The following is a 25,143-nucleotide window of genomic DNA, read 5'->3' as shown; positions in this document are numbered from 1 at the left end:
ACAACCGGCAGCCAGCCGGCCAGCCTGGGCAGAGTGGACAAACCACTTTTCGCCATCACCGGCGGGTTCATCGCGTTGTTCTGTGTGCTGGCGCTGATCGACATTGATCTTTTGTCGCGCATGGTCGACTGGGGTTTCAACTTCTCCGCAACCTATTTCGGCCTCTATTGGCAGCTACTGCTGCTGGCCACATTTGTGATCGGCCTTGGGCTTTGCGTCCTTCCTGGCGCAAAAACCCGCATGGGCGCGCTGACCACACCGGAATTCACGATGTTCCAGTGGGGCTCGATGATCATGTGTACGCTATTGGCGGGCGGCGGTGTCTTTTGGGCCGCCGGTGAACCTATCGCGCATTATCTGTCCACGCCACCGCTGTTCGGAGACCTGAGCGCTGACCCCAAGGCGCAAGCTTATGCCGCTTTGGCGCAAAGCTTTCTGCACTGGGGCTTTCTTGCCTGGGCGATCCTGGGGTCGCTGACAACGGTGATGCTGATGCACTACCACTATGACAAAGGCCTGCCGCTGGCACCACGCACGCTGCTCTATCCGCTGTTCGGAGACCGCGCGCTCAACGGACCTATCGGCCTGATCGCCGACGCATCCTGTATCATCGCGGTGGTCGCAGGAACGGTCGGACCTATCGGCTTTCTCGGGCTTCAGATGTCGTACGGGTTGAATGCGCTTTTCGGCATTCCTGACACCTTTGCCACCCAGACGGTGGTGATCCTGGCGCTGGCAAGCGTCTACACCGTGTCGGCGATCTCGGGCCTTTCGAAAGGCATTCAGCTCTTGTCTCGGGTCAACGTCATCCTTGCCTTCGTGCTTCTGGCCTTCATGCTTGTCGCCGGCCCCACCTTTTTCATCTTCGACGGTTTTGCCGGCGGGATGGGCGTATATCTGTCGAACTTCTTCGACATGGCGATGTACCGCGGCGAAGCGGGTATCGTTAGCGCGCCGGGCTGGCTAGGCTGGTGGACAGTGTTCTTCTGGGGCTGGTTTCTGGGCTACGGGCCGCTCATGGCGATCTTCATTGCCCGCGTTAGCCGGGGCCGGTCGATCCGGTCGATCATCCTGATGCTGTCTGTCCTAGCACCCATCGTGACAAACTTTTGGTTCACCATCATCGGCGGCACGGGGATCGCGCTGGAGCAGGCTGTCCCGGGTGCAATTTCTGGCCCGTTCGAAGGGTTCAACCTGCCTGCCGGTCTGCTCGCCACTACGCAGGCACTGCCGATGGGTTTCCTGCTTTCTGTTCTGTTCCTGGTTCTGACGATGATCTTTGTTGCCACGACCAGCGACTCGATGAGCTTTGTCATCGCCACGTCGATGTCAAACGACAATCCGTCACCCGTGCTGCGTGCCTTCTGGGGGATTGCAATGGGGGTCATGGCACTTATCCTGATCTCGACCGGATCAGGGGGGATCGGCAAGTTGCAGAGCTTTATCGTGGTCACGGCCGTGCCGGTGTCGCTGGTGCTCTTGCCATCGCTCTGGGATGCGCTGCGGATCACATTGATGCTGGGCAAGAAGAGCTGAAAAAGGGGCGCGGGCACGTCGCCCGCGCCGACACCCAATACCCCGAGGAGGACATCATGGATCGTGCGCATAACTGCCTGAACCCCGAAACCGCACCGTTCCGTCGCGCGCCGTCGCAGGTCATGCGCCTCGACCGGATGGGTTGCGCGCATCCCACCCGCCTGTCCTTTCTGCGCACCCTGTTGCGCCGGATCGAGCGCGAAGGCTGGGTCTTCGACCGCCCGGTGTGGGAGATCGACGCGTTGGGCGTAGGCCGCGCCGTCTATCGCGCCAAGGGCCCCGAGCGGACCTATTGCCTCGTCGCTTTTGCCCATGACCTGCCCGACGAGATGCGCTCGGACCGGGTCATCGCAACGGCCTGGGACGCGACCTTCGCCCTTTTCGACGGTGAACCGACCAAGGCCGATCTTGACCGTCTTCAGGCCAACGTACCCCTTCAGGAAGCAGGCCGTATCTCTCCGCGCGAGCTTTCGCTCAGCCGCGCCAACCGCTCGGTCCGGCTGTTTGCCCATGTCATCGACCATCTGGCGCAGGGACAGCAGCCCGACATCGCCGAGGTCGAAAGCGTCGGCTACCTGATGCGCACCACTGCGGTCTACGGCTCGGGCAAATTCGGCGCTGCTGATCGGGTGGCCATTGCCGACCGCCCGGAACTCAACGCGCCGTTCCAGATCGAGATGCTCTCGGTTTGGCTGACCCGGCAGTTCACTGTCGACATCGCGGAACATCTCGCCGCGGCTCAAGGCGGCGCAAAGGCCGTGCGGTTAGACCCGACCATCCGCAGAATGCTCGGCGTGGGGAATTCAACAGGCCTCGGCATGGCGCCGTTCCTCGTGCGGCACCCGGTGTTGCTGAACAACTGGATGATGGCGCGTGAAGAGGCCTTGGCGCGGGTGCGCGCCCAGGAATCTGCGACACCGCAGGTAGCAGATGAGCTACGCACGGCGCTCACGGCTGCGCAGGTCAATGCCGCAAAATGGACCTCAACCCATCCGCTTCAGATCGCCAAGCTCGAGGCCCTTCGCAAGGATCTCGACCAGTTGGCTAGCTGGCTTGGCGACTGGCCCGCGCCAGACGCACCATACCCCTGGGACGCGCTCTGGCGCCGGGCCGAGGCCGAGCTGTCGCTCGAAGGGCAAGAGGCCTTGGTGGCGCTGATGCTGGAACCGCACGGCGCGCTGATCGACGACCTTGCCGAACAGATGACTGCTGATGAGTCCGCAACCTTCCGGCTCGACGGCGCGATGACGACCGGAGCCCTGACCTGCATACTGGCTGATCACTACGATTGGGCGCTGGATATCGATTTCGATGCCCCGGAAAATATCGCCCGGTTCTGGTATGTGTCGGAGGAAAAGCTGGAACCCCGGCTCGGAAACCGCTTCGCCGAGGATGGTGCCACGCTAGAGCAACCGCTTTGCATCGCCCGCTTGGCCAATGAACTACACGCCGCCCTTGCTGACCGCCCCTATGACGAACCGCTCGCTGCCTTTCTACTGGCGCATCCCGATCATCGGTTCATGGCCCGCCGGGCGCAGATCGCCGCCAAGCACCCGTTTGGCGAAGTGCGCGACAACTTGATCGCTGAAGATATGCTGCCAATCGACCTGATGCGCTGCAAGCTGGCGTTCTTCGGTGCCAGCCGCTTTGATCCGAGATCCGACAAATGGGTTCGCATCAGCTTGTTCCAGGATATGCCCTATCCCTCAGATCTCTGCCCCGGAGGTTGGACATGACCGTTCTGCACGATCAAACCGAAGCCATGGACCCGACCCGCTCGGGCTCTCCAATGCCGACCGGCAAGAGTGCCAGCCTGTCTCTGAACGAGATCGAACAGCTTTGCTTTAAGGCTGCGCGCGGAGCGGGCATGAGCTGGGGACAGGCAGAAGAGGCTGGCTTTGCCGCAGCATGGCTGGCACGGCAGGGGCTGGACGGTCCGGGCGCGCTTCTTGCGCAATTGCAGGCCGCGCAAGGCCGCGCCTGGCGCGACATCTGCCCCGTGGTCGACGCTGGCGCTTTCCGAGCATCTGATGGTGGCCTTCTCTGCCCCATCGCATTGGGATCGGCGCTGTGCGATCATGTGGCGTTGCCCTTGATGCAATGTGACAGCCTGCGGATTGGTCCGGTCACACAGCCAATCCTGCTCTTGCCGTTCCTGTCCGACATGGCTCGGGCACGGCAACAGCCGGTTCGGATCGAATGGCCCGGCGGCGCGGTCGTGACAAGCCCCGATGGCCGGGTAGCTGGCGATATCAGAGCACTGGCAACGGCATTGCAAGTGGTCGCCGAGCTTCTGGTCGGATCCGAGTTCGCCACGCGCCAGCCGGACTCGGCGCCGATGGCACCGATGGTGGTGGCCGCCGAAACTATTGGCGCGCTCAATACTCTTGCAATGCGTATCACCGTCCCTGCTTCTGATGTCTCGCGCGCCGGAGCAGGCGCGGCGGGCGACAACGATTGACACGAAAAGGAAGACCACATGAGCCTTCAACGACTGAACCCGGGCCCGAGCATGAGCTAGGCGGTGTGCATAGGCGACATCGCCTTTCTCGCCGGACAGGTGCCAAATGGCCTGACCAGCGATATCACCGCGCAGACCCGCGAAGTGCTGGACAAGATCGATGCGGTGATGGCCGAGTTGGGCGGCAGCAAGGCCGACATCGCCTCGGTTCAGGTCTGGCTGTCCGACATGGCCGATTTCCAGGGCATGAACGCGGTCTGGGATTCATGGGTTGATCCGAACCATCCGCCCGCACGCGCCACTGGCGGCGTGCCGCTCGCCCGGCCTGGCATGCGCGTCGAAATGATTGTTACCGCCCGCGCCCCAACATAGTTCACTTTCGGACCGCTGACATTGCTTGCATCAAGGCCTTCAACAGCAAACTCCGATCCGAATGCCTGAACGCGTATTGGGTCATGGAGCTTGAAGATACGGTTGAAAAGCTGGAAGTTTGGAGAAGACACTACAACGAGGACCGACCCCACAGCGCGATCGGATACAAGATGGCTGGAGGTCTTAAACAACGCCGAACCTTAATTGACCCAAATTATCTGACAAAGGACAACTTCATTTGGCGGGCAAAAAACACCCGTAAAGTAAACGTTTTCAAAACCTAACCTTGCAAACTGGGTGACTAGGACGATGAGTAAACCGCAACCGAAGCGCGCAAACAGCCAATCCGGGCATATTGTCGACTTCAGTCCGTTGGCTCGTCAATGCGCGAAGGCCAGGGTTTGGAGTTTGAACCGACAGAACCCTTGTGTTGTTCAGTCGAGCCTTTTGACCCGGCTTGTTCGCCGCGCGTCTAACACGAATTTCGGGCAAGCCCATGGCTTCGACCAAATCACCAAGCTCAGAGACTACCAGCAGCGAGTGCCTATCCGCCACTACACCGAGTTCTGGAAGGAGTGGTGGCAGGAAAAATACCCCGATCTCATCAACCGAACTTGGCCGGGGCGAATTCCGTATTTCGCAATGACCTCCGGGACAACAACGGGCCGCTCTAAATATATTCCCTATACGTCCGAGATGCGGCGTTCCGCAGCGCAAGGATTTCTAGATTTATTGTGTCATCACTTTGTAAACAGGCCAGACAGCCGACTACTGGGTGGTGATGCTCTTGGATTGACCGGCCCGATTGACTTACAGCCTGCTGCTTCAGGTGTCGATGTCGGTTCGGTCAGCGCGATCACAGCAGGTGCTTTGCCGAATTGGTTTGAGGGTCGCGTGTTGCCGCCCCCCGATATTGCTGGGATTGAAGACTGGGAGGAAAAGATCCGCCGTCTTGCTCCGTTGTCTCTGCGGAAAGATGTGCGTTTCTTGGGTGGTTCACCAAACTGGTTACTGATCTTCTTGGACGAATTGGCCCAAGCGGGGGACACTTCAGGTGTAAAACTAGCCGATTGGTACCCAAACCTGGAGCTCATCGTTCATGGAGGTGTAAACTTCGCCCCCTACCGGCAGCGGTTTTTAGGATTGATGCAGGGAGGTCATTCAGAAACACGAGAGATGTACTCTGCAAGTGAGGGTGTATTTGCTTATGCCGACAGAGGCGACGGGGAGGGTATGCGCCTGCATTTGAACGGGAATGTGTTTTTCGAGTTTATTCCTGCGGAACAAATCCATTCCAAAAGCCCCGATCGGCACTGGGTTGGAAATATTGAAACCGGAGTTGATTACGCCTTGGCAATTTCAACGGCCGCCGGGCTATGGTCATATATTGTGGGGGACATCGTCCGCTTTGTGAATATCTCGCCACCACGCTTGTTGGTGGTCGGGCGAGTGGAAAACGGGTTGTCCGTCTTCGGTGAACATCTGATTGAGGCCGAGATCGCGGACGCAGTAGCTGCCGCTGCATCGAACACGGGACTCTCCGTTATCGACTATAGCGTTGGTACCGTCTGCCAAGATCAGCGCAATCGCCACCTCTATCTCATCGAAGTTGAAGGAGAACCTCAGCCGAATGCTGCAGAATCGTTCGCGGCAATAGTCGACAAAGTTTTGTGCGCGCAAAATGATGACTATTCAGAATTGCGCACAGGAGGTCTCGCTCTGTCTGCACCAGAGGTGAATTTCGTTGCCAAGGGAGGGTTCCTCAGATGGATGAAATCTCGAGCCGGTTTGGGCGGCCAGTATAAGGTTCCCAGGCTCGTGACGGACGCCAGTTTGTTCGATGACATGCGTAGGGCTATTTTGAGCCAGGCAACCGAAGGTCAAAGTCATGACGGTTGAGGTGATTTGGCAAGACCCCAGCTCACTCCGAATGATCACGCGATCGGATGAACCTTCAGCGGCAACCGTTGAGTTGCTTGCTCAAACAGTCTGGGGTAGCCGGTCCACGAAATACCGCATTATTGATATCGCCAAAACGTTGGCTCGGTTGCGTGACCCAAGTTATTTTGTTTTGTCAGATGCCGGGCAGGAGCTTTGCGTATTCGTTCTGGATAAGTGTTTGAAATTGTTGATGGGGAAAAGGTGCCATGGCTTCCACTTCGTAATGGCCTCGACTAGGCCTGATCGACAGCACGAGGGACTTGCAGGACAGCTGATTGAGCATGTCCGGAACTATTGCACCTCGACCGTCGGGGCACCGGGGTTCGGATTTGCCTATGTCGAAGAAACAACTGAATATTCGCTGCACCTATCGGATCAGATTGGTCACACAGTTGAGGCAAACATTACTCTGGCGCTATTTACTCGGGTTTTTCCGCGTAATGATCCAAAAGTGGGCTTGGTCCTGCCCGGGGAAGCGGAACAGGTCTTGGCTGACTTGGAGCAGACCTACGAAGGCCACGAATTAACCGATTTCCGCTCATCATTCAAACCGGACGAGTGTTTCGTTGTTCGAGAAGGAGCGACAATAGTAGCGCTTGCTCAGGCGGAACTGTTGCGGTGGTCGATCATCTCGATACCCGGAATCCGGGGAGCTTTTTTGCTGAGGATTCTTCCATTTTTGCCGGGACTAAATGGCGTTTTGAACTTGCGGGACCTCAGGGTGGTCAGGTTGGGGAACTTGGTTGTGAAAGAGGGACAGGAAGCAGCATTCTTTAAGCTGTTGGAGGCCTGTTTGTATCACTACCAAGCCAAAATTGGCCTCATAATGCTTGATGAACGAAGCAGCGTATTTCGCCGCATTCGGGAAAGTGGAAAAATGGGACTGCTATCTCATGCCATGTCAGGGTCCGCCAAACTGAGGATCGACGTTGTGGGAATGGGCGAGGATATGATCGCGAAGTTGCGAAACGGACCTGTAATGGTGAGTGCTGGCGACGTCTTCTGATCGGTCACTCGCCAACTATCTTGCGCCCCAGAGAACCGGGTATGACCTTGAAGAACAACGCCACTGCCTTGTTGAACAGGCCCGGAATACAGATTGGTTGGTTTTTTTCCACGGCGCGTAAAGCGGCGGCCGCAACATCATTCGGCTCGCTCCACATCCACTTCGGGATTGCGACAGACTCCACAGTCCCACCCGCTGCAGCTTGAAACCCAGTATGTGTGAACCCCGGGCAAACGGCGGTGACGTGTACGCCACTCGCTTTCATTTCTGCCCGCAAAGCGATTGAAAACCGAGCGAGGTACGATTTTAAAGGGTAGTACAGAGTTCCTCCTGCGTGAGGTGGAACAAATGCCGCCAGGGAGGATACGTTTATGATCCAACCCGACCCTCTTTCCTGCATTGTCGGAGCAAAAAGATAGCACAGCCGAACCGGGGCTGCGCCCATAACTTCGATGGCCTCACGATGCCTGTCCCATTCCACTTCGCACAGAGTTCCGGGAACCCCGAACCCGGCATTGTTCACGAGGATATCCACGTGGATGTGTTGCCCCGTCAGGTAATCGAACAGGCGTAGAGGCGTCTCAGGTATGGCAAGGTCTCCGGTCCAAACTACTACGTCTATGCCATGTTGTGATCGCAGCTGTGACGCCAACTTTTGTAAGGGATCATTACGACGTGCGACGATGACTAAATTGACGCCTTTGGATGCGTATTCTTCCGCAAAAGCCTGTCCGATACCCGAGGACGCCCCCGTGATGAGCGCGGTTCTGTTGTTTAGGGTTTCCAACGTCACGCGCTCCTAAAGGTTCAGGGTCTCACGCATTTCCGCAAGGCAGCCCAGCAGGAAGTCAATCTGTTCGCGTTCGTGTTGGCAAGTCATCACGAACCTGATGCGAGCTTGGCCGAGTGCAACAGCGGGGTAACGAGCATGCGGTGCAATAATACCGCGATGTCTTAGCAGGCGGGTAACCTCTGCCGCTTTTAGTTCGTCGCCAATCAAGGTCGGGACAATGTGTGCTTCGCTGCCAAGCGTTCTATATCCTAGGGATTCCACTTCACGCCTAAAGTAGAAGGCGTTTTCAAGCGCTTTTTCGCGTCGCCAGGGCTCGCGTTCAGCAATGTCGATAGCTTCAGTAACCCCGGCTGCGATGGCGGGTGGCAATGGTGCTGAAAATATATAAGTGCGTGCGGAAATACGCAAAAAGTCGATAACCTGCTTATCTCCAGCAACATATCCACCAACGCCTCCGAAGGCCTTTGTAAATGTGCCCATTTGCAAGTCGACGTCGGTTGAAGCGACCCCGTGGTGTTCAAGGCTGCCCCGTCCATTTGCCCCGAGCATACCTACCCCGTGCGCATCATCGATCATCAGCATGGCATCGTGTTCGAGTGCCAAATCGGCAATCGCCGGGATCGGTGCGATGTCTCCATCCATGCTGAACACGCCGTCGCTTACGATAAGCTTGGATGGCATTTTCGACACGCCAAGAGCCTCAGCGAGGCGTTTTATGTTTTTATGGGGGAACTTGCTGATCTTGGCTTTTGCAAGGCGTACACCATCTACGACGCTTGCGTGGTTCAGTTCTTCACTGAAAACTTCCCAACCAGCGGTATCATCCTCTCCGAGCTTGTCTAGGGTAGGATTGCCAAGGTGGGTCTCAGCCAACGACTGAAGAAAGTCTACCTTCATTAGCGCTGGGATCACCCCAACGTTGGCCATGTACCCTGCTGCAAAACAGATAGCGTCTTCTTGGCCGACAAATTCGGCGATACGCTGCTCAAGCGCTCTGTGAACATCGATGTTCGCCGCCATCTGTCGAGATCCGCCGGAACCAAGCCCATAGCGTTCGAGCGCTTTCTGGGCTGTTGCTTTGACTTCTGGATGGTTGGATAAGCCAAGTAGGTTGTTGGAGCAAAATAACAGATGATCGCGGCCGTCGACCCATATCACCGGCTCAGTCGTCGCACTGTTCACGATGGGATTGTTCGGGTAAAGTCCCGAATTTTGCACGAGTTCTGTCAAAGACTTTATTCGTGCAGCGGGTGAGGAAGCAGTTCCTGCCATCAGTCGAACCTTTCTTTCCAAGCCTCGAATTTTCGAGCAATTCAAGACCCACTTCGAAAGGTTAACCCCCTCAGCGTTGAATGAAATTGATTTGAATCATGGAGGTTTTGAACACCAACTGGGAAGATCGGCCATGCTTGAAAGGTCGCCAACCAGCGGGGTAGGGGATGCGCTATGCCAAACGATTCCAGAGGCATTTGAAGCAAGAGTCAGTGATACGCCTGACAGCCCTGCCTATATTCAGTTCGTGAACGGTGCCTGGCAGACACTGACTTGGCGCATGGTGAAGGAACGTGTCGACAAACGACGCGCTGCCTTTGCGCAAACTGGTTTGCGTTCCGGTGATCGGATCGGGATTTTCTTACCAAACGGTGTTGACTGGATAGTCACCGATCTGGCAGCCATGAGCGAGAGGCTTGTAACCGTTCCGGTCTACACGCGGGATAGTGCCGCCAATATTTGCCACGTCCTGAACGACAGCGGTGCGGCTTTATGTGTGACCGACAGTATAGATCGCTGGGAAGGGTTGGGGCCTGACCGTAAGTCCCTGACCGAATTAAGTCACGTTTGGCTGCTCAACGGGGAACAGCCTTCTAGAGGACGAGCGATAGCCTGCCCCGACCCAGTAAAGGGACCTCACCAACAAGATCCAGGGGAATTCGGTTCGCCAAATGACCTGGCGACACTTATTTACACTTCCGGCACCACGGGGGCTCCAAAGGGGGTAATGCTAGCTCACAAAGCACTCCTTTGGAACGCGGCGACGGTGGGGAAAATTAATCCGATTTCAAACAAGGACTTATTCCTGTCTGTCCTTCCTTTGGCTCACGCATTCGAGAGAACCTTGGGCTATATTTGTCCGATGCTCGCGAACAGCCCGGTAGCTTTTACGCGTTCCATACAAGAACTAGCTCAAGACATGGAAACTTTGCATCCGACCGTGATGCTGGCGGTGCCACGACTTTTCGAAAGGTTCCATGACAAGGTGATTTCTGAAGCAGAAGGTTCGCTAATCGCACGCAAGTTGCTAGCTTGGACCGAGGCAATCGGCTGGCGCCGTCGTCAAGCAATTGAAAAAAACCTACCTCCTCCTTCTACTATGGCGAAACTTTATTGGGGCCTGATCGGTAGACGTGTCGCCAGGCGTGTGCACGCAGCTTTCGGGGGCCAAATTAGGATGTTGATTTGCGGTGGCGCGCACTTGTCTGCAGACACGTCCCGGTTTTTTGCGGCAATGGAAATACCTCTGCTTCAAGGGTACGGACTTACTGAGGCTGGACCTGCAGTTACCGGGTCGACAATTGAGGATCGTCGCTGTGACAGCGTCGGGTTCACGCTACCTGGCAGCGAACTGAGAATAGGCGACCGCCAAGAACTCTTGGTCCGCTCGCCAAGCGCAATGATCGGATACTGGAACAATCCAGACGCCACAAACGACGCTTTCGATCAAGATCACTGGCTCCGTACGGGGGACGCTGCCGAAATAATCGATGAACGCGTCTACATAAACGGGAGAATAAAGGACATCCTCGTGCTATCGACCGGGGAAAACGTAAACCCAACGCCTATAGAAACAGCTCTGGCTGCCAATCCTCTGGTCGATCAGGTCTGCGTCTTGGGTGACGGTAAGCCATGGTGCTCAGCGGTTGTTGTTGTAAATGTACCGAAATTCCAAGCTTGGTGCCGAGGGTTGGATATTTCTGTGGCTGACCCAATGTCCGAACAAGTACGAAGGAAGCTGGTCAAATTTTTAGCCATTGGTTTGGAAGATATCCCACGGTTTGCCCGCATCCGCGACATTGTTATTGAAACTGAACCCTGGGGTCTCGAAAGCGGTCTAATCACGCCGACACTTAAGCCTAAGCGTCCGCAAATTCTAGCGCGCTATGAGAGAGCATTCACAAAGCTCTACCATTGATTGCACATATCGCGCTGTGCCTAAATGCCGTTAGTGCATCCGAAGCGGGGGTTCATTTTGCCGGTAAGGCGGTCACACGCGAGGGCCATACAAGAAGAACTTGGGCTTAGGCGGGCCAGGGGTTTCCATGGGGTCTCGTTGAAATGCCTGCTCTAAGCTCAAGGCGCACTATTGCGCCGGAGCGACACCTTCTGTTTCCTCTGGTCGCAAAGCGGCCGTTGGTCAAGAGACAGTAGGGTGCGTGCATCGGCGCGGTGGCGAAGCCTGAGCTTACGGACAATTTGTAAGACTTGGCGCTGTTAAACCTTGTGATCCACAGCAATACGGGCAGGCCGTTTCGGTTCGCCAGAAGATCGAGAAAACAGCTTTGGTCGGTTGATGGCAGTCGTCCGCCATACCAGACCAGACACTGCCAACATCTGACAGCCCCCTCCGTTCAAGGGCCCAATACGAACCAGTTTCCGGCTTGTTGTAGAACTACCTTGGATCACATGAACTGGAGGGTGCAATGACTAATCTTGACCCAATTCTCGCCACGTTGGAGGAATACGCTGATGCGCACTGTGCCAAGGACCTTGAACGGTTGATGACCCTCTTCGTTGACGGGGATGCGATCTCGCTCATCGGGACTGGTGGTGACGAGCTTTGTTCGGGTCGCTCAGCTGTGTCGTCAGTTTTTGCGCGGAACTTCCGAGACGCGACGGCAACACCATTTGAATGGGGATGGAAAGATATTGCTGTTCATGGCGAAGCGGAGCCAAAATTTGGACTCCTGCATCCCGCTTCAACCGATCGGTGCTGTAACCGTCAGCATTTTGCATGACCGATCTACAGATCTTGGGAGGCGTCGAATGAAAGTGGCAGCCGCTGCAAAAACTTTCACTATTTTGATTGTGTTGAGAATTCTTTGTTTGGCCGAGAACGCACAGATCGATAAGATGATTGCCTGAACCCGAATGACTTGCTGTTAATCTTGCGCGATGAAACTGAACACGTTGACCATTGCCGCCGGTTTGGTCGTGCTTTTGGTGCCAGTCCTCGTACCGGCTCCGGCTGGTATGTCAGAGCCAAGCTGGCGAGCGTCTGGCTTAGCCGTTACCATGGCTTTTTGGTGGCTCACGGAAGCGCTGCCATTAGCTGCAACAGCGCTACTGCCTTTGGCTTGCGCTCCAATCCTTGCTCTTGCCGAACTGGACGACGTGGCTCGATCTTACAGTGATCCGCTGGTCATATTGTTCTTGGGCGGTTTTCTTATCGCCAAGGCGATCGAAAAATCGGATTTGCACTGCCGTCTCGCGACTGCGCTGGTGCGACGGGCAGGTACGAGTCCACGTCGTGTTCTTGGCGCGTTCATGGCCTGCACCGCATTTCTCAGCCTTTGGATCAGCAATACGGCCTCTGCAATGGTTGTGGCTCCGATTGCTGCTGCGATTGTGAGTGCGCACGATGATGACAGAGGCTTTTGTACCGCGCTGATGCTCGGCGTGGCATTTTCGGCCACGATCGGGGGGATGGGCTCCTTGATCGGCACGCCGCCCAATGCGATTTTTGCGGCCTATGTCAGCACCACCTACGATGTCACCGTGGGTTTTGCGCAATGGGCGGTGATTGGCATTCCTGTCGCGTTTGTTCTGTTGCTGGTGACATGGGTCTTTCTCGCTTGGGTTTCACCGGGTGTGCGCAAGGGTGAACTGCACGTTTTGGATGAGCGATCGGGCATGCAAGTAAGTTTGGCCGAGCGCCGAGTCGCAATTGTCGCAGGTCTGACGGCGACCGCATGGCTGTCGCGCCCTTTGGTGGAATGGCTGTTGCCGACACTTGAGTTTTCAGACGCGGGTATCGCAATGATTGCGGCTGTTACGCTTTTCGTCGTTTCGGATGGGAAAGGTAGTCGGTTGCTCGACTGGGAGACCGGGTCATCAATACGCTGGGACGTACTTATTCTTTTCGGCGGCGGTCTGGCCCTTGCCAATATTATTCAAAGCTCCGGTTTGGCGGAAAGCATGGGCGGGAGATTTCAGGTGATCGCTCACTGGCCGGAGTTGGCTGTTTTGCTCACCATAGCGGGGCTTATTGTTTATCTTGGAGAACTGGCAAGCAATACTGCAATGGCGGCAATATTTTTGCCAATTGCCGGTGCAATCGCGACAGGACTGGGCGCTGATCCAGTAACGTTTTTGCTGCCAATCGCATTGGCCGCCTCGATAGGCTTTATGCTTCCCGTGGCAACACCACCGAATGCCATCGTCTTCGCCAACCCCGCTGTTACGCGGCAAAGCATGCTGCGCGCGGGCGCGCCGCTGGATCTGATTGCTTTGGTCATCACAGTAGTCCTGACATCAATTCTAGGACCTTGGCTGCTAACGTAAGATGGTGCTTTTGGTGAGGGCGCTGGCCGTATCGGGAACAGCCGCCGCCTGCACGCCGGTCGATGTTGCATAGTTTGCGCTTCTCGTTAAAGTGTTGCGTCTGCTGGTCCTTTTGAACAAAGCGCTGATCAAACCGGAAGCAAAAACCAATGCCGCAAGAGCCCCCAAAAAGTCCACGCAACGGGCCAAACTGGTCGGTTTGGACCAATTACATCGGCTTCGCTTTCATTCTGGCGTTTGTATTGATCGCCAACTTCCTGGTTCAGCCCGGCGAAAAGGAAACAACGGTTACTTACACCGAGTTGAAACAGGTTCTGCGCGAAGGCCGGGCTCAGTCAGCAGAGCTGCGCGAACATGTTATTGTCATAAATGCAAAAACAGAAGGAGGAGATGGCACGCAGGTTCTGCGAGCTGTCATACCGCCTGTGGGCGATCCGGAATTGCTGGAATTGCTCGAAGACCAAGGTGTCGATATCACTGCTACTGAACCAGCTGATATTTCGCTCTTCACCTATATTCTGCCTTGGGTCCTGATCCTTGGCATATACTTGTGGCTTCAACGGCGAATGATGGGCGGTGTTCCGGGTAGCCCTGGCGGCATGACCGGTAGCCTTCTCAGCGGCCGCTTTTCCAAGCCGGCGAAATCGGGGAAAACTTTGACCTTTGACGATGTCGCAGGCCAAGATCAGGCCAAACGCGAGGTGGCGGAATTGGTCGAATTCCTGCGTGACCCGGAAAGGTTTACCCGCGTGGGCGCTGAGGTCCCGCATGGTGTTTTGCTTGTCGGTCCGCCCGGTACCGGAAAAACCTTGCTGGCCAAAGCACTTGCCGGTGAGGCGGATGTCCCTTTCTTTTCGACGTCAGGTTCTGAATTCATAGAGATTTTCGTAGGCGTCGGTGCAGGTCGGGTCCGCAAGCTGTTTGAAGAAGCACGCAAAGCGGCCCCTTCGATCATCTTTATTGATGAGTTGGACAGTGTTGGACGCACACGCGGCACGGGGCTTGGCGGTGGCCATGATGAGCGGGAACAGACACTGAACCAGATACTTGCCGAACTTGACGGGTTCACCGAACGCGAAGCGGTTGTCGTGTTGGCCGCAACAAACCGGCCAGACGTGCTGGATCCGGCCCTGCTCAGGCCGGGCCGGTTTGACCGGCATGTCACGCTTAACCTTCCTGACAAAAAAGCGCGACGTGCGATTCTCGATATCCATGCCAGGAAACTGCCGTTGGAAGATTCCGGTGATCTTGACCACATCGCAGCTGGGACACCGGGTTTCTCGGGGGCAGATTTGAAAAACCTCCTCAACGAAGCCGCAATCGGCGCGGCGCGGCGCAATGCAAGTCTGATTTCGCGCCCTGATCTCGACGAAGCGCGTGACAAGGTGATGATGGGAACGGTACGCACACTGGCAATTAGACCGGAGGAACGTCACCGTCTCGCGGTACATGAGGCTGGCCATACCGCCGTTTCTTACTTCATGCCCGAAGCTGATCCGCTCTACAAGGTTACAATCATACCGCGAGGCCATGCTCTCGGCGGAACACATTCCTTACCAGAGGCAGAGCGCCATACACTTGATGAGGCCTTCCTTCGAGACCAACTTGTAACATTGCTTGCAGGGCGTGCCGCCGAACGCTTGTTCCTTGGGACTGTGAGTTCGGGTGCCGATGACGATATCCGGAGAGCCACTGCAATCGCGCGTTCAATGGTTGCGCGTTGGGGGATGACTGAAGAACTCGGCCCCATCGACCTGCGGCAAAGCGAAGATCACCCGTTTCTGGGGCGGTCAATCGCGCAGCCCAGAAGTCATTCCGACACAACTGCAGCCCAAGTGGACCAAGCTATTATCAATTTGCTCAACGAGGCCGAGACGCGGGCAACCGCCACTCTTAAAGAACACAAGCTTCGGGTAGAAGAACTGGTCTCGACGCTTGAAGCCAAAGAAACACTGGATTTCGATGAGATCCAGTTGTGCCTCGATCCAGAACATAGCGTGCAACAGCCTCGGCAGGTCCCGCGCTCGGTTACAAAGATACCGGCGGCTGGGCATACGGAACACTCCAGTTAGAAATGCAAATGCCGTTGCCTACGTGATGGACGGCATTTTTTGCATTTTGGGTGAACCCAGCCTTTGGTGGTCACTGCAGCTGCTGCAAAATTCGGAGACCTTGACCGTTTCCAAAAGATCCACATCGTCGATGACTTACCCCGGCGCTGCCATGGCAACCCAGACGAGGGTTTTGTCAGAGGAACTCAGGTTTAGGCGTGTATTTGCAGGAGGTCTGGGCGGGAATCGCGGGTCTTTCGTCCGAGTAAACCCGCCAGCTTAGTGCCATTTAATGCGATGCTGAATCGTCCCGCCTGGCAGTTGTTCGCGGTACTTTGGGTCGGCTCCGATTGCGCAGACCATTCGGAGTACCAGACGTGTTCATCCTGGTAGCCACCGCACAAAACTTGCGGCAACAAGCGAAACTCAAGCCAACGACACAGCCCGCACCTAACGAGGTGGGCTGAGCGCCGATTGTCCAAATAGATACTCGCGTCAGCCGTAGCCACCTCACCAAATCCAATGCGTTTTTTTCAACGGCATTAGCACAATGGGGGGCATCTTGTATCGCTGTGATGCGACAATTAATCAAGAAATTTGGCTCTGGGCAGAGTTGCATGCTAGCGTTCTGGACATAAAGACCGCGTAAAGCACGCTATTTGCAAGGAGTTCAGTCATGACCGCAACGTTATATGACCGACTAGGAGGAACTGACGGTATTCGAAAGATAGTTGACGTGCTCGTCGACAACCACTCGAAAAACTCGGTTGTTTCTGCGCGATTTGCGGGAAGCGATATGAACAACCTGAAGCAAATGGCGGGTGACTTTTTCATAGCTGGTTCCGGTGGTCCTGAGATTTATTCAGGCAAAGACATGATTGCGGCGCATCAGTTTATGAACATCAGCGGAGATGAGTTTGTCGCAGTTCTTGACGATGCCATGAACGCTCTGGAAGCGAACGGCATTGGCCAACGGGAACAAGAGGAAGTCCTGTACATTCTCTACGGCCTCAAAGACCAAGTCGTAGGAATTTAGGCGCGCTATTCTGTACAAAAGGCTGCAAAGACCTTTTGATGCTTTGGCCGTAAGCAAAACGTTGCGCTAAAACAAGCGACATCCGCTTAAGATTAGCGGATGGTAGCCTTTGACTGCACTACGATACCGGTTCAATTCTTCTGGTGACCGGTAATATGCATTTTTCATGGTTAGCGAGCCGAGCCTTTCCTGTTGTTGATGGAAGCCTTGTTATCCACCACGATGAATATCGTGAAATGGGCGACGTTTCTGGCGCCGCTCGCGGTTTTCGGTCTGATGGCTCAGCTTGTGATGCGCGTCGGCTTCGACACATTGCAAAGTATAGGCACCAATTTATTTCTTTAGTGCCCGAAAAGAACTGGAACGCTGGTTTGTTCCAACATTGCTTGCGTTGTTCCCCCAAAAACGGACTCATGCAAATAAGAATGCCCGTAAGCACCCATTGCAACGAGGTCAGCCCCCACTTCTCTTGCACGCTCCTGAATGCAGTGTTCAATCGACAGCCCACCACTCGGGAGCCGCGAAACGACCACCTTGCAACCGTGATGGTTGAGCCATGCAGCAATGTCAGTTCCGGGTTCCTGATCTTTTGCGTTATCAAGCAATGGCGGATCAAAACATCCGACCACAACCTCTTTGGCCGCCAGAAAATAGGGTAAGGCCAAATGCGCAGCCCTGGACGCAGGCAAGCTATCATTCCATGCCAGAAAAACGCAATCGCGTTGGGCAAACGGATCTCCGTTGACCATCAAAGCGATCGGTGAATGGAATAATAGCCCATATGCGATCTTGTGAAATACGTCGGGGTCTTTTCGCAACTCAGTGTCCAGAAAGGCGACGTCGGAGCAATTAGCTTGCCGTGCAGCAAGATGCTGTAAATCTGTTCCAGAACCCATAAAGGCGATTACGTTTGCTGATACGCCATGCCGCACAAGAAGGGCTTCAATCTTTGCGGCACGGGACTTTAAGGCGGCGTCTTTTTCTTTCAGAGCATCCAACCAGTTTGAAGGCAGACCTGCTTTAACAAACCTGTTTGATTCATACTTTAGGTAAGGCAGGTTGGGCAAAGCCGTGGTCAGAACGCAAATTAAACGGCTGTTCTGCATACGGGCAGCTTCAGCGCATTTCAAAATCTGCGCGTCATCAGTATCAACTGCTAAGAAATATGCCGCTGTTCTGTGTTGCATTCCTTACCTCCATCCAGAATCCCACATCGCCTGGGAGCAGAACGCGCTGTTTCAACCAAAACTGAGATAATTTTGCCGGTCGCTCTTCTTACTTCGGCAGCATGAAAAACTCTTCCAGAACAATCTTGCCGTCGGCCACTGAATAAATCGCTATCTCGCGCAAGGTCATGCGCTCTCCCGTAGCTTTCTGAGTTACTTCAGCCCTAAACCGCACTCCAAAACGGTTGGGAGGGTGGACGTAGGGGCCATCCACGTCGAGTTCCTGAATCTCATGCGTCGCCAGCCAATCCTCTCTTTTCCCCTTTATCGCTTCCCGACCTTTTGTAACGCGGAATTGTCGGACCGGAGGCACAACCGCCTCTATCGACTGTGCGTTTTCGGCATACATTTCATCGACACTTGCAATTCCCCTGCGTTCACGCATGGCCTGTACGAATGATCTTCCGATTTCAATTAAGCCTTCCATGAGCACCCCCCTGCTTTGCGATTAGCTGTACCACTTTTTGTCGCAGTCAGTCTTGACAAAGATCAATGAGTATATCGACCGATGGTTTGAAGCCAATTCGAACCAACTTCGGCTAGGCCAGAAGGGATGACCTTTATGCCGCGCCAAAGCCGCATTGCTTTGAAAAATAAGGCGGACCAGCATTGTCAGAAGAAACCAACTAAAGGCGGCCAGAAGAGAAAGCCATTATGGCATTTGCGGACATGCTGAACAGGATGAACTGACGGCGGCTTCGACTTCGCTACCCCCCGGCTTCCAAACGCAGATTGCAATTTTTCCTGAACGCCTTTCCGGTGAGGTTAATGAACTCAACTCACTTGGAAAGCACAACGAACAGGCATCAACTTGGAATTTGTCCCTACACGATCCTCCTGGATGATTGGGGTTAATTTCTATCAAAGAACGCCAGTTCAAAGTGCTGCACGGGCTTACAGTCGTGGCATTAGCAAGAGGTTCGGTAAGCAATCAAAAAAGAAAAGGATATTGAACCGACGGCTCGAAAAATACTCACACCCGTCAGCAATACGTCAAGTTAGGCATATGGGCGCGCGTGAAGAACAATGCCTTCAGGCGTGTGAGCCGTCAGACCCCCTGCCGCTCAAATCTCAGCCATATTGCCAACTTTGCGGGACAAAGCGATAGCCTTCGGATTCCGCTTCGACAAAGCCCACACCGGGGAAAGAAACATGCGCGCCGGCGATCCGCAACCGATCTGCGCTTGCCATGTCAAAAACCCGCGCCCGCGTGGCTGCCGCCATCTCCGTATCGACGTCAAAGCCGATAGTGACCTCGGGGCGTGGAAATTGGACAGGACCGACATGCACGATGTCCCCAAAAAACAGTAGCGTGTCATCGCCTGAACTCAGCATGAATCCGGTGTGCCCCGGCGTATGACCCGGCAGCGGCATGGCGGCTAATCCTGCGCCCAGATCGCTTTCCCCCGTAAACGGCATCAACCGGTCTCCAAACGCTGCGACCGCCCCAGTTGCCATGTCAAAGAAACCCTGAAACTCTGCTGGTGCCTTGGACTTGATATCGGCATCACCCCAGAATGCCAGATCAGCCTCATTGACATGCAGCGTTGCGTTGGCGAAGGGGTTGCCCGTCTCGGTCAAGATGCCGCCGATATGATCAGGATGCAGATGGGTCGCGCAAACAGCGTCTACGGCAGCCGGATCAAGCCCGAGTGTCGTCATCGTAGACACCAGATGGCCCAAGCCGTCGCCAAATGCTGTGCCGGTACCGGCGTCAATCAGTGTCAACCGCCCACCATGGTCGACGAGAAAGGCGTTTACCCCGGTTGGATGAGTTGGGCCGGGAAGATACGCGTCCGCGAGCAAAGCAGCAAACCCTTCGGCATCGATCCCGATCATTGCGGAGGCATCAATGGGTAGAAACCCGTCCGACAGCGCGGTGATCAACGCCTCGCCGATCTGAAATTCTCGCGCAGCCACAAGACCTGTGCCCGCAGAGCCCGCTGCTTTGACAGGTGCCACCCGAAGCCCGGCCATGCCGACCGCAGCCAAAGCACTTGCGGTGAAAAAGTCACGACGGTTCATGTTGGTTCTCCCGTTTCAGCAAACGATTCTTTCCATTTGGTCCAGCTTAGCAGAGAAATGGCACACAGGCTTAACACTGTTCAGAGCGCTCTCGAGCGTCCCGTGGCCCTCTATCAACCATGCCCGATCGCGTGGTTGGACAGAACAGCAGCATTGTCCGCATAGTGGTCGTTCATCAGCTCATTAACCGATGCAGTGCAGCCAATGGCACGTGGGCGGCCTAAGCGTTTATTTATTACGTGCTCAGCGATCATCTTGTTTTGCCGAGTTATGGGTCGTCATCGGCACCCGCTTTGTTCAAGGCCGCAATCCAATCGCGCCACTATAAATGGACATTTGCGGCCAATTGTGGCATCTTTCACGGGGTTTAGAAATTTTTCCAGATGCATAATCTGCGAATTAGTTTGTGCATTTTCGAGCTCGTTCTTGCAGAAAAGTTTCGATGCAACATGGCGGGTATCTGCGCTTTCGTAGTGGGTCTGGTTCTGAAGGAATTTGTTTTCTCGGTGGCTTGCTAGCTCGAGCCACCTGAATGTCTGGGTATGGATTGCGACTGACAACGATAAACATCGTAGTGTTTGCGCTCGCATTGGGCTTTTGTACGGTGGCTAGCGCTGACTCGAATGATAAGGCGGACGCGCCTGTGGAAGGCCCGGTGTTTGTGCCTCCAGAAATCGGCGCGCCGGCTGAGCGCCTAGGGGCAGGGACGCGTGATATTGATAGCGCGACAGAGGAACTCCTCCTGCTTGTACCGCCGAATGGCGGGTTGACGTCATCTGGAACACCACCTTTGGTTTGGCGGCTATCAACAGGGTTCCGCGGTAAAATGACAACCCAGATTTCCGCGCCGGGCGCGACGGGTGTTGCGCTCGAACGGCAAGGTCCGCTGCCCAAGGGCTATTACAGTCTTGATCTGCGTCGTTCGGACTTTCGCCTCAAGGCGGGTATTATCTACGTTTGGAAAGTCATGCTGATCGAAAGCGATCAGGTCGTCGCAACAGCCGAAAGTCTTGTGGAACGCGTGGAGCTGACGGCAGACGACCCAGGTCAAACCGGCATTTGGTTCGATGCTTTAGCGCCGCTGGTATCTATCGATCTCAACGGCAGAGCGCGCATAGCTGATGATCATGCGTTAACCCAACTTTTGAAGGCCGGAGGAGTCATCGAATGAAACCAATGCTGTGCAAGATGTTCGCTTGCGTTCTATTCGTTGTTCTCGGTGCCGTGCAAACGGTCTTAGCAAATGAGCGTCGTGTCGCGCTCGTGATTGGCAACTCGGCCTATGAAAACGTGTCGCGCCTGCCTAATCCGGCGAATGATGCTGAAGACTTGGGAAGCGCGTTGGAACGCCTTGGCTTTGAGGTAACTTCCAGATTGGATATGGAATATAACGAGATGCGCCTGGCTTTGCGCGACTTCAGCGACAAGGCTGCGGGCGCAGATGTAGCGCTCATTTATTTTGCTGGCCATGGCATCGAAATCGATAAAGAAAACTACCTGATTCCCGTCAACGCTGAACTCAGAAGTGATCGAGACATTGATTTTGAAGCGATCCGGCTTGATACCGTCATAGGCAGCCTTGCTGACACAAAGGGAGTCCGCATTGTCCTTCTCGACGCCTGTCGAAACAACCCCTTCGTCGCCGATATGCAACGTACAACTGCCACACGCTCGATTGGCAGGGGGCTAAGCAGAATAGATCCCGGTGGGGTTCTTGTAGGCTATGCTGCGCGGGGTGGAACAATTGCGCTGGATGGAGAGGGGCGTAATAGCCCTTATGCACAGGCGATCCTTGCTAACATCGAAGAGCCCGGGCTGGAGATCGGTAAACTCTTCCGTCGAGTTCGGGACATGGTCCTCGAGAAAACTGATGGGTTCCAGGAACCTTTCACCTACGGCTCATTACCGGGGAATGACATATTTCTTGTACCGCCGGTGGAAATTGCGTTGGTCGCGCAGTCCGCACCTGTGACAACACCTTCAATGATTGAGGAAATGCTAGACGAATTTGCGCAAGCCGAAAATTACGACACCCTGCCACGCTGGAACGACTTCGTTAACAGGTATGGCGAAATGGGGGAAAACAGGCTGGTCCAGATTGCGCTGCGACGACAGGCTGAGTTGCAAAAAGAACAGCAGCGTAAGGCACGCTCTGCCGCGCGACCGCCGATATTCCAGCCCGAGTTCGATGAAAGGGGTCATGCTGTCCTTGATCGAGAGCAAAGCAAGCTCTTGCAAGAGGCGCTGGCCTACATGGGTCACTACACCGGTCCAATCGACGGTGATATTGGGCGGCAATCGCGAAAAGCGATCACCACTGCCCGGCTCGAAGCTAAGCTTACATTCGGAACGCACGTCGACCGTCCGTTGCTGGCAGCCCTGCCGGATGTCCCGGCGATCAAGGATCTCATTCCAGAGAAAGCAAGGTACTTTGAGGCAGACGACCTGCCGGTGGGACTCGAACCAAGGTTGGAAAGGGCATTGAATTACTTTGCCAACCCCCTGAGCCGCAGAGAAATCCTCTTCGACTATTTTCAGGGGAACCTCTACATTGCTGTCAAAGAAGACTATGGTGATTTTGGCACAGCGGTCCGCAAGGCTGACGCGGTCGGAGGACATTTGGTTACGATCCAAAGTGCCGCTGAAAACCGGTTTCTCGTCGATCTGTTTAGCAAGGATTCGAGCTTTGTCTGGCAGGATGGAAGTGGTAGTTTGTATGGACCTATGATTGGTCTGTACCAACAACCCGGCAGCAACGAACCACGCGGCGGCTGGACATGGGTGACTGGCGAAACTCTAGACTATACAGCCTGGTCACCCGGCAACCCAGACAATTATAAGAATCGCCAGCACCGTGCCCGTTTTTACCAGAACGGCAGGACGGTAGGAAATGGCAGCACACCAAAGTTCTGGGATGATACCAGCAACCATTTGATGAACCTTGGCTTCATTATAGAAATCGAATGAACAGGCCTGAAGCATGAATGTCTTTCTGCCCATGTGGCAGCGGATCGCGATTGCGCTTGTTGCAGCCTTGGCAACCGGTCTCGGGGTATCCGGACTGCGCATGACCGGAACACTTCAGACTTGGGCGTTGTTTCATTATGATCTTGTGACAACGTATCTGGCGGAACCTGAACCAGTTCCTGACGTAGTACTCATAGCCCTTACCGACGCTGAACTTGCGCGTTGGGGATGGCCGGTTCCAGATGATCAGATGGCACGAATCATTCAAGCTGCTTTGAACGCTGGTGCCCGTTCGGTGGGACTGGATGTTTACCGCGATGTTCCGGTTGGCGCTGGGCGGGCAGAATTGCTGGAGGTACTTTCTGATCCGCGCGTTGTCACGATATCCAGACTGTCTTCCCCTGAAGCCGTCGCGATTGATGCACCCCCCGGTGTGAAAACAGGCTTCGCGGACATCCCCATAGATTTAGATGGCGTAGCGCGACGTGCGCTTCTGCTCGTCAATAACGAAGATGGCTTGGCCCTATCCTTCCCAATGCAACTTGCCATGACATTTCAGGGCGAAAATAACTTGCAACCAGCACCGGAAGACCCGCGTATTCTCGCCTTGGGCCCGGCGCCGGTACCTCCTTTGCCAAGCGTTTTTGGCCCGTACCAGCGATTGGACAACGCCGGTTATCAGATCATGACCCGGCATCTTAATGCGCTACCTATCGTGGAACATGTTTCTCCGCTGGACGTGCTCTCAGGATCAACAGATGTCGATGGCAAAGCTGTGCTGATTGCTCTTACAAGCCACACTGTAAAGGACTATTTCGCGACACCGCTCAATCGCCGGACAGGAGCTGACTTTGCTTTTGGGAGTGAGGTTCACGCGGCGATAACGCAGCAGCTGATCAGTCATATGTCAGGAACGTTGCCTCCGTTGCGCGTGGTCAAAAATACGCCGGCTATTGTCATGGTTTTTGCCGCGGCCTGCGCAGGAGCTATGTTCGCGACACTGTTGCCATTATCAATGCGCAGTGTAGCTTCGGGCCTCGTCGTCGCCGGATTGCTGGCGCTTTGTTTGTCCGCCTCTCAGGTGTTCTCGCTGCTTGCTCCCGTTGTCTCTGTCACTTTGGCATGGAGTGCCGCCTTTACGCTGGCATTTGCAATTGCAGCCTCAATCGCTTGGAACCAGCGCAGGGTAATGGCCGGAATATTCACGTCGCAAATGTCAGACATGCTTTTCGCCGACATCTGGAAACAGCGAAAACGTCTGATCGACGGACGAAAGCCCGCGTCGCGCCGACTGTTCGTTACGGTACTTTTTGCCGATATCGAAGGCTCGACCCGGATTGGTCAAGTCATGGAAGCGCCAGATTTTATGTCCTGGATCAGTACGATACTCGACGAATTGGCGCGTATAGCACAGGACCATGGCGGCCTTGTGGAGAAGTACACTGGAGACGGAATATTGGTCGTGTTCGGCGCGCCAATTCCCCGCGAGTCGCTGCAAGAACGGCAAGATGATGCCAAAGCCGCAATTGAATGCGCGCGTTCCATGCAGCGGGCGGTTGTCGAGTTGAACCAATCGACAAGCTTGAGTGCATACAGCCTGAGGGTCGGTATCAATAGCGGCGAGGTCGTGGGCGGCACCCTCGGAACATCGGGCGCCATGCGCTACAACATCATCGGGGACACGGTAAACGTAGCGGCGCGCGTTGAAGGGTGGAGTAAATCGCAGACTAAGGACAATGCGGGAAACCTCCCTGTATGCGTTACTGAAGCCACAGCAGAGCTTGCAGGCGTCGATCAATTCACATCGTTCAGCGAGCGCCTTTTGCACGATGATGGCCAAACATACATTCGCATTTACACACCGAATTGATTGCCCTTTAAGCTGCATTATCCTCGATAGCGTGCGAACCGTGCACGGATCTAGCTGAATTAAAGCACAATGACGCTGAACAGACGGATATCTCATTCCCCATCTCCTTCATCCCCGATCATGCGCTTTTTTAGCATGCGGTTCCTCTAGGTCCGATCAGCCACCGCGTCCTTCAGAGCCGCTGCCTCATGCCGCAGCTCCCTCATCTCAAGGTTGTGGCTTGGCGCGCGGTGTCGCCCGTGGGTCGCGTCTTGCCGGCCTCAAGAAACTCTTTCGACCACCTGTAGTGGGGGCTCGTCG

At 55.1% G+C, this 25,143-nt stretch carries 22 protein-coding genes and 1 pseudogene; 16 read left to right on the top strand and 7 right to left on the bottom strand.

What is annotated here, in order from left to right; genetic code table 11:
• Positions 1–33: 33 nt before the first annotated feature.
• The 7 genes from AC2FIT_RS19240 (at position 34) to AC2FIT_RS19210 (ending at position 7,316) form a co-directional block, all read left to right on the top strand.
• On the top strand, positions 34–1,536 hold the full coding sequence (locus AC2FIT_RS19240) for a BCCT family transporter (protein ID WP_496831620.1): 1,503 nt from the start codon (positions 34–36) through the stop codon (positions 1,534–1,536).
• A gap of 56 nt (positions 1,537–1,592) precedes the next feature.
• Positions 1,593–3,272 carry a hypothetical protein gene (locus AC2FIT_RS19235; protein WP_496831619.1) on the top strand — a complete coding sequence of 560 codons (1,680 nt, stop codon included), beginning with the start codon at positions 1,593–1,595 and terminating at the stop codon, positions 3,270–3,272.
• Positions 3,269–3,997: a DUF3726 domain-containing protein gene (locus tag AC2FIT_RS19230; protein WP_496831617.1), complete on the top strand. Its 729-nt coding sequence runs from the start codon at positions 3,269–3,271 to the stop codon at positions 3,995–3,997. The genes AC2FIT_RS19235 and AC2FIT_RS19230 overlap by 4 nt, the downstream gene beginning before the upstream one ends.
• A gap of 63 nt (positions 3,998–4,060) precedes the next feature.
• Positions 4,061–4,369: a RidA family protein gene (locus AC2FIT_RS19225; protein WP_496831615.1), complete on the top strand. Its 309-nt coding sequence runs from the start codon at positions 4,061–4,063 to the stop codon at positions 4,367–4,369.
• Positions 4,366–4,653: an integrase core domain-containing protein gene (locus AC2FIT_RS19220; protein ID WP_496831685.1), complete on the top strand. Its 288-nt coding sequence runs from the start codon at positions 4,366–4,368 to the stop codon at positions 4,651–4,653. Before AC2FIT_RS19225 ends, AC2FIT_RS19220 begins: the two co-directional genes overlap by 4 nt.
• A 25-nt stretch (positions 4,654–4,678) precedes the next feature.
• The gene (locus tag AC2FIT_RS19215) at positions 4,679–6,268 is read left to right on the top strand and encodes a GH3 family acyl-acid amido synthetase (RefSeq protein ID WP_496831613.1); all 1,590 of its coding nucleotides are present in this window, start codon (positions 4,679–4,681) and stop codon (positions 6,266–6,268) included.
• Between the two features lie 31 nt (positions 6,269–6,299).
• Complete coding sequence (locus AC2FIT_RS19210) at positions 6,300–7,316, top strand: hypothetical protein (RefSeq protein ID WP_496831612.1); 1,017 nt, start codon at positions 6,300–6,302, stop codon at positions 7,314–7,316.
• A gap of 4 nt (positions 7,317–7,320) precedes the next feature.
• Here AC2FIT_RS19210 and AC2FIT_RS19205 read toward each other — a convergent pair whose 3' ends face one another.
• Both AC2FIT_RS19205 and AC2FIT_RS19200 read right to left on the bottom strand, forming a co-directional pair.
• Complete coding sequence (locus AC2FIT_RS19205; protein WP_496831610.1) at positions 7,321–8,109, bottom strand: SDR family NAD(P)-dependent oxidoreductase; 789 nt, start codon at positions 8,107–8,109, stop codon at positions 7,321–7,323.
• 6 nt (positions 8,110–8,115) lie between these two features.
• Entirely contained in the window at positions 8,116–9,381 is a 1,266-nt protein-coding gene (locus AC2FIT_RS19200) for an aminotransferase class I/II-fold pyridoxal phosphate-dependent enzyme (RefSeq protein WP_496831608.1), read from the bottom strand.
• 76 nt (positions 9,382–9,457) lie between these two features.
• On the opposite strand from AC2FIT_RS19200, the gene AC2FIT_RS19195 reads away from it, so the two are divergent.
• The 6 genes from AC2FIT_RS19195 (at position 9,458) to AC2FIT_RS19170 (ending at position 17,100) form a co-directional block, all read left to right on the top strand.
• Positions 9,458–11,299 carry an AMP-dependent synthetase/ligase gene (locus AC2FIT_RS19195; RefSeq protein WP_496831606.1) on the top strand — a complete coding sequence of 614 codons (1,842 nt, stop codon included), beginning with the start codon at positions 9,458–9,460 and terminating at the stop codon, positions 11,297–11,299.
• 508 nt (positions 11,300–11,807) lie between these two features.
• Positions 11,808–12,122, top strand: coding sequence for a nuclear transport factor 2 family protein (locus tag AC2FIT_RS19190; RefSeq protein WP_496831604.1), 315 nt, complete (start codon positions 11,808–11,810; stop codon positions 12,120–12,122).
• A 157-nt stretch (positions 12,123–12,279) separates the two neighbouring features.
• Positions 12,280–13,668 (top strand): SLC13 family permease, encoded by a 1,389-nt coding sequence (locus tag AC2FIT_RS19185; protein ID WP_496831603.1) that lies wholly within the window; start codon positions 12,280–12,282, stop codon positions 13,666–13,668.
• A 149-nt stretch (positions 13,669–13,817) separates the two neighbouring features.
• Positions 13,818–15,740, top strand: coding sequence for an ATP-dependent zinc metalloprotease FtsH (ftsH, locus tag AC2FIT_RS19180; RefSeq protein ID WP_496831601.1), 1,923 nt, complete (start codon positions 13,818–13,820; stop codon positions 15,738–15,740).
• Between the two features lie 655 nt (positions 15,741–16,395).
• Positions 16,396–16,755 (top strand): group I truncated hemoglobin, encoded by a 360-nt coding sequence (locus tag AC2FIT_RS19175; RefSeq protein ID WP_496831599.1) that lies wholly within the window; start codon positions 16,396–16,398, stop codon positions 16,753–16,755.
• 189 nt (positions 16,756–16,944) lie between these two features.
• The gene (locus AC2FIT_RS19170) at positions 16,945–17,100 is read left to right on the top strand and encodes a cation:dicarboxylate symporter family transporter (RefSeq protein WP_496831684.1); all 156 of its coding nucleotides are present in this window, start codon (positions 16,945–16,947) and stop codon (positions 17,098–17,100) included.
• On the opposite strand, the gene AC2FIT_RS19165 is transcribed toward AC2FIT_RS19170, so the two are convergent.
• The 4 genes from AC2FIT_RS19165 to AC2FIT_RS19150 all read right to left on the bottom strand — a co-directional run bounded on the left by AC2FIT_RS19165 (position 17,097) and on the right by AC2FIT_RS19150 (position 20,260).
• Positions 17,097–17,822 (bottom strand): universal stress protein, encoded by a 726-nt coding sequence (locus AC2FIT_RS19165; protein WP_496831598.1) that lies wholly within the window; start codon positions 17,820–17,822, stop codon positions 17,097–17,099. The genes AC2FIT_RS19170 and AC2FIT_RS19165 overlap by 4 nt on opposite strands.
• A 208-nt stretch (positions 17,823–18,030) precedes the next feature.
• Positions 18,031–18,408, bottom strand: coding sequence for a SnoaL-like domain-containing protein (locus AC2FIT_RS19160; RefSeq protein ID WP_496831596.1), 378 nt, complete (start codon positions 18,406–18,408; stop codon positions 18,031–18,033).
• Positions 18,409–19,052: 644 nt separating this feature from the next.
• Positions 19,053–20,006: an MBL fold metallo-hydrolase gene (locus tag AC2FIT_RS19155; protein WP_496831595.1), complete on the bottom strand. Its 954-nt coding sequence runs from the start codon at positions 20,004–20,006 to the stop codon at positions 19,053–19,055.
• Between the two features lie 113 nt (positions 20,007–20,119).
• Positions 20,120–20,260 carry a hypothetical protein gene (locus tag AC2FIT_RS19150; protein ID WP_496831593.1) on the bottom strand — a complete coding sequence of 47 codons (141 nt, stop codon included), beginning with the start codon at positions 20,258–20,260 and terminating at the stop codon, positions 20,120–20,122.
• Positions 20,261–20,832: 572 nt separating this feature from the next.
• Here AC2FIT_RS19150 and AC2FIT_RS19145 point away from each other — a divergent pair.
• Genes AC2FIT_RS19145 through AC2FIT_RS19135 form a run of 3 tightly spaced genes read left to right on the top strand, consistent with a single transcriptional unit; the run spans position 20,833 to position 24,843 of the window.
• Complete coding sequence (locus AC2FIT_RS19145; protein ID WP_496831591.1) at positions 20,833–21,177, top strand: hypothetical protein; 345 nt, start codon at positions 20,833–20,835, stop codon at positions 21,175–21,177.
• The gene (locus AC2FIT_RS19140; RefSeq protein WP_496831589.1) at positions 21,174–22,973 is read left to right on the top strand and encodes a caspase family protein; all 1,800 of its coding nucleotides are present in this window, start codon (positions 21,174–21,176) and stop codon (positions 22,971–22,973) included. Before AC2FIT_RS19145 ends, AC2FIT_RS19140 begins: the two co-directional genes overlap by 4 nt.
• A gap of 13 nt (positions 22,974–22,986) precedes the next feature.
• Positions 22,987–24,843: a CHASE2 domain-containing protein gene (locus AC2FIT_RS19135; protein WP_496831587.1), complete on the top strand. Its 1,857-nt coding sequence runs from the start codon at positions 22,987–22,989 to the stop codon at positions 24,841–24,843.
• A 111-nt stretch (positions 24,844–24,954) separates the two neighbouring features.
• Here AC2FIT_RS19135 and AC2FIT_RS19130 read toward each other — a convergent pair.
• Positions 24,955–25,143 (bottom strand): annotated as a pseudogene (locus tag AC2FIT_RS19130) (IS3 family transposase); the annotation flags it as partial.

Source organism: Ruegeria sp. YTSA135 (assembly GCF_059610165.1).
Note: the sequence above shows the minus strand (reverse complement) of the source record. Positions and strands in the feature narration are given on the sequence as shown.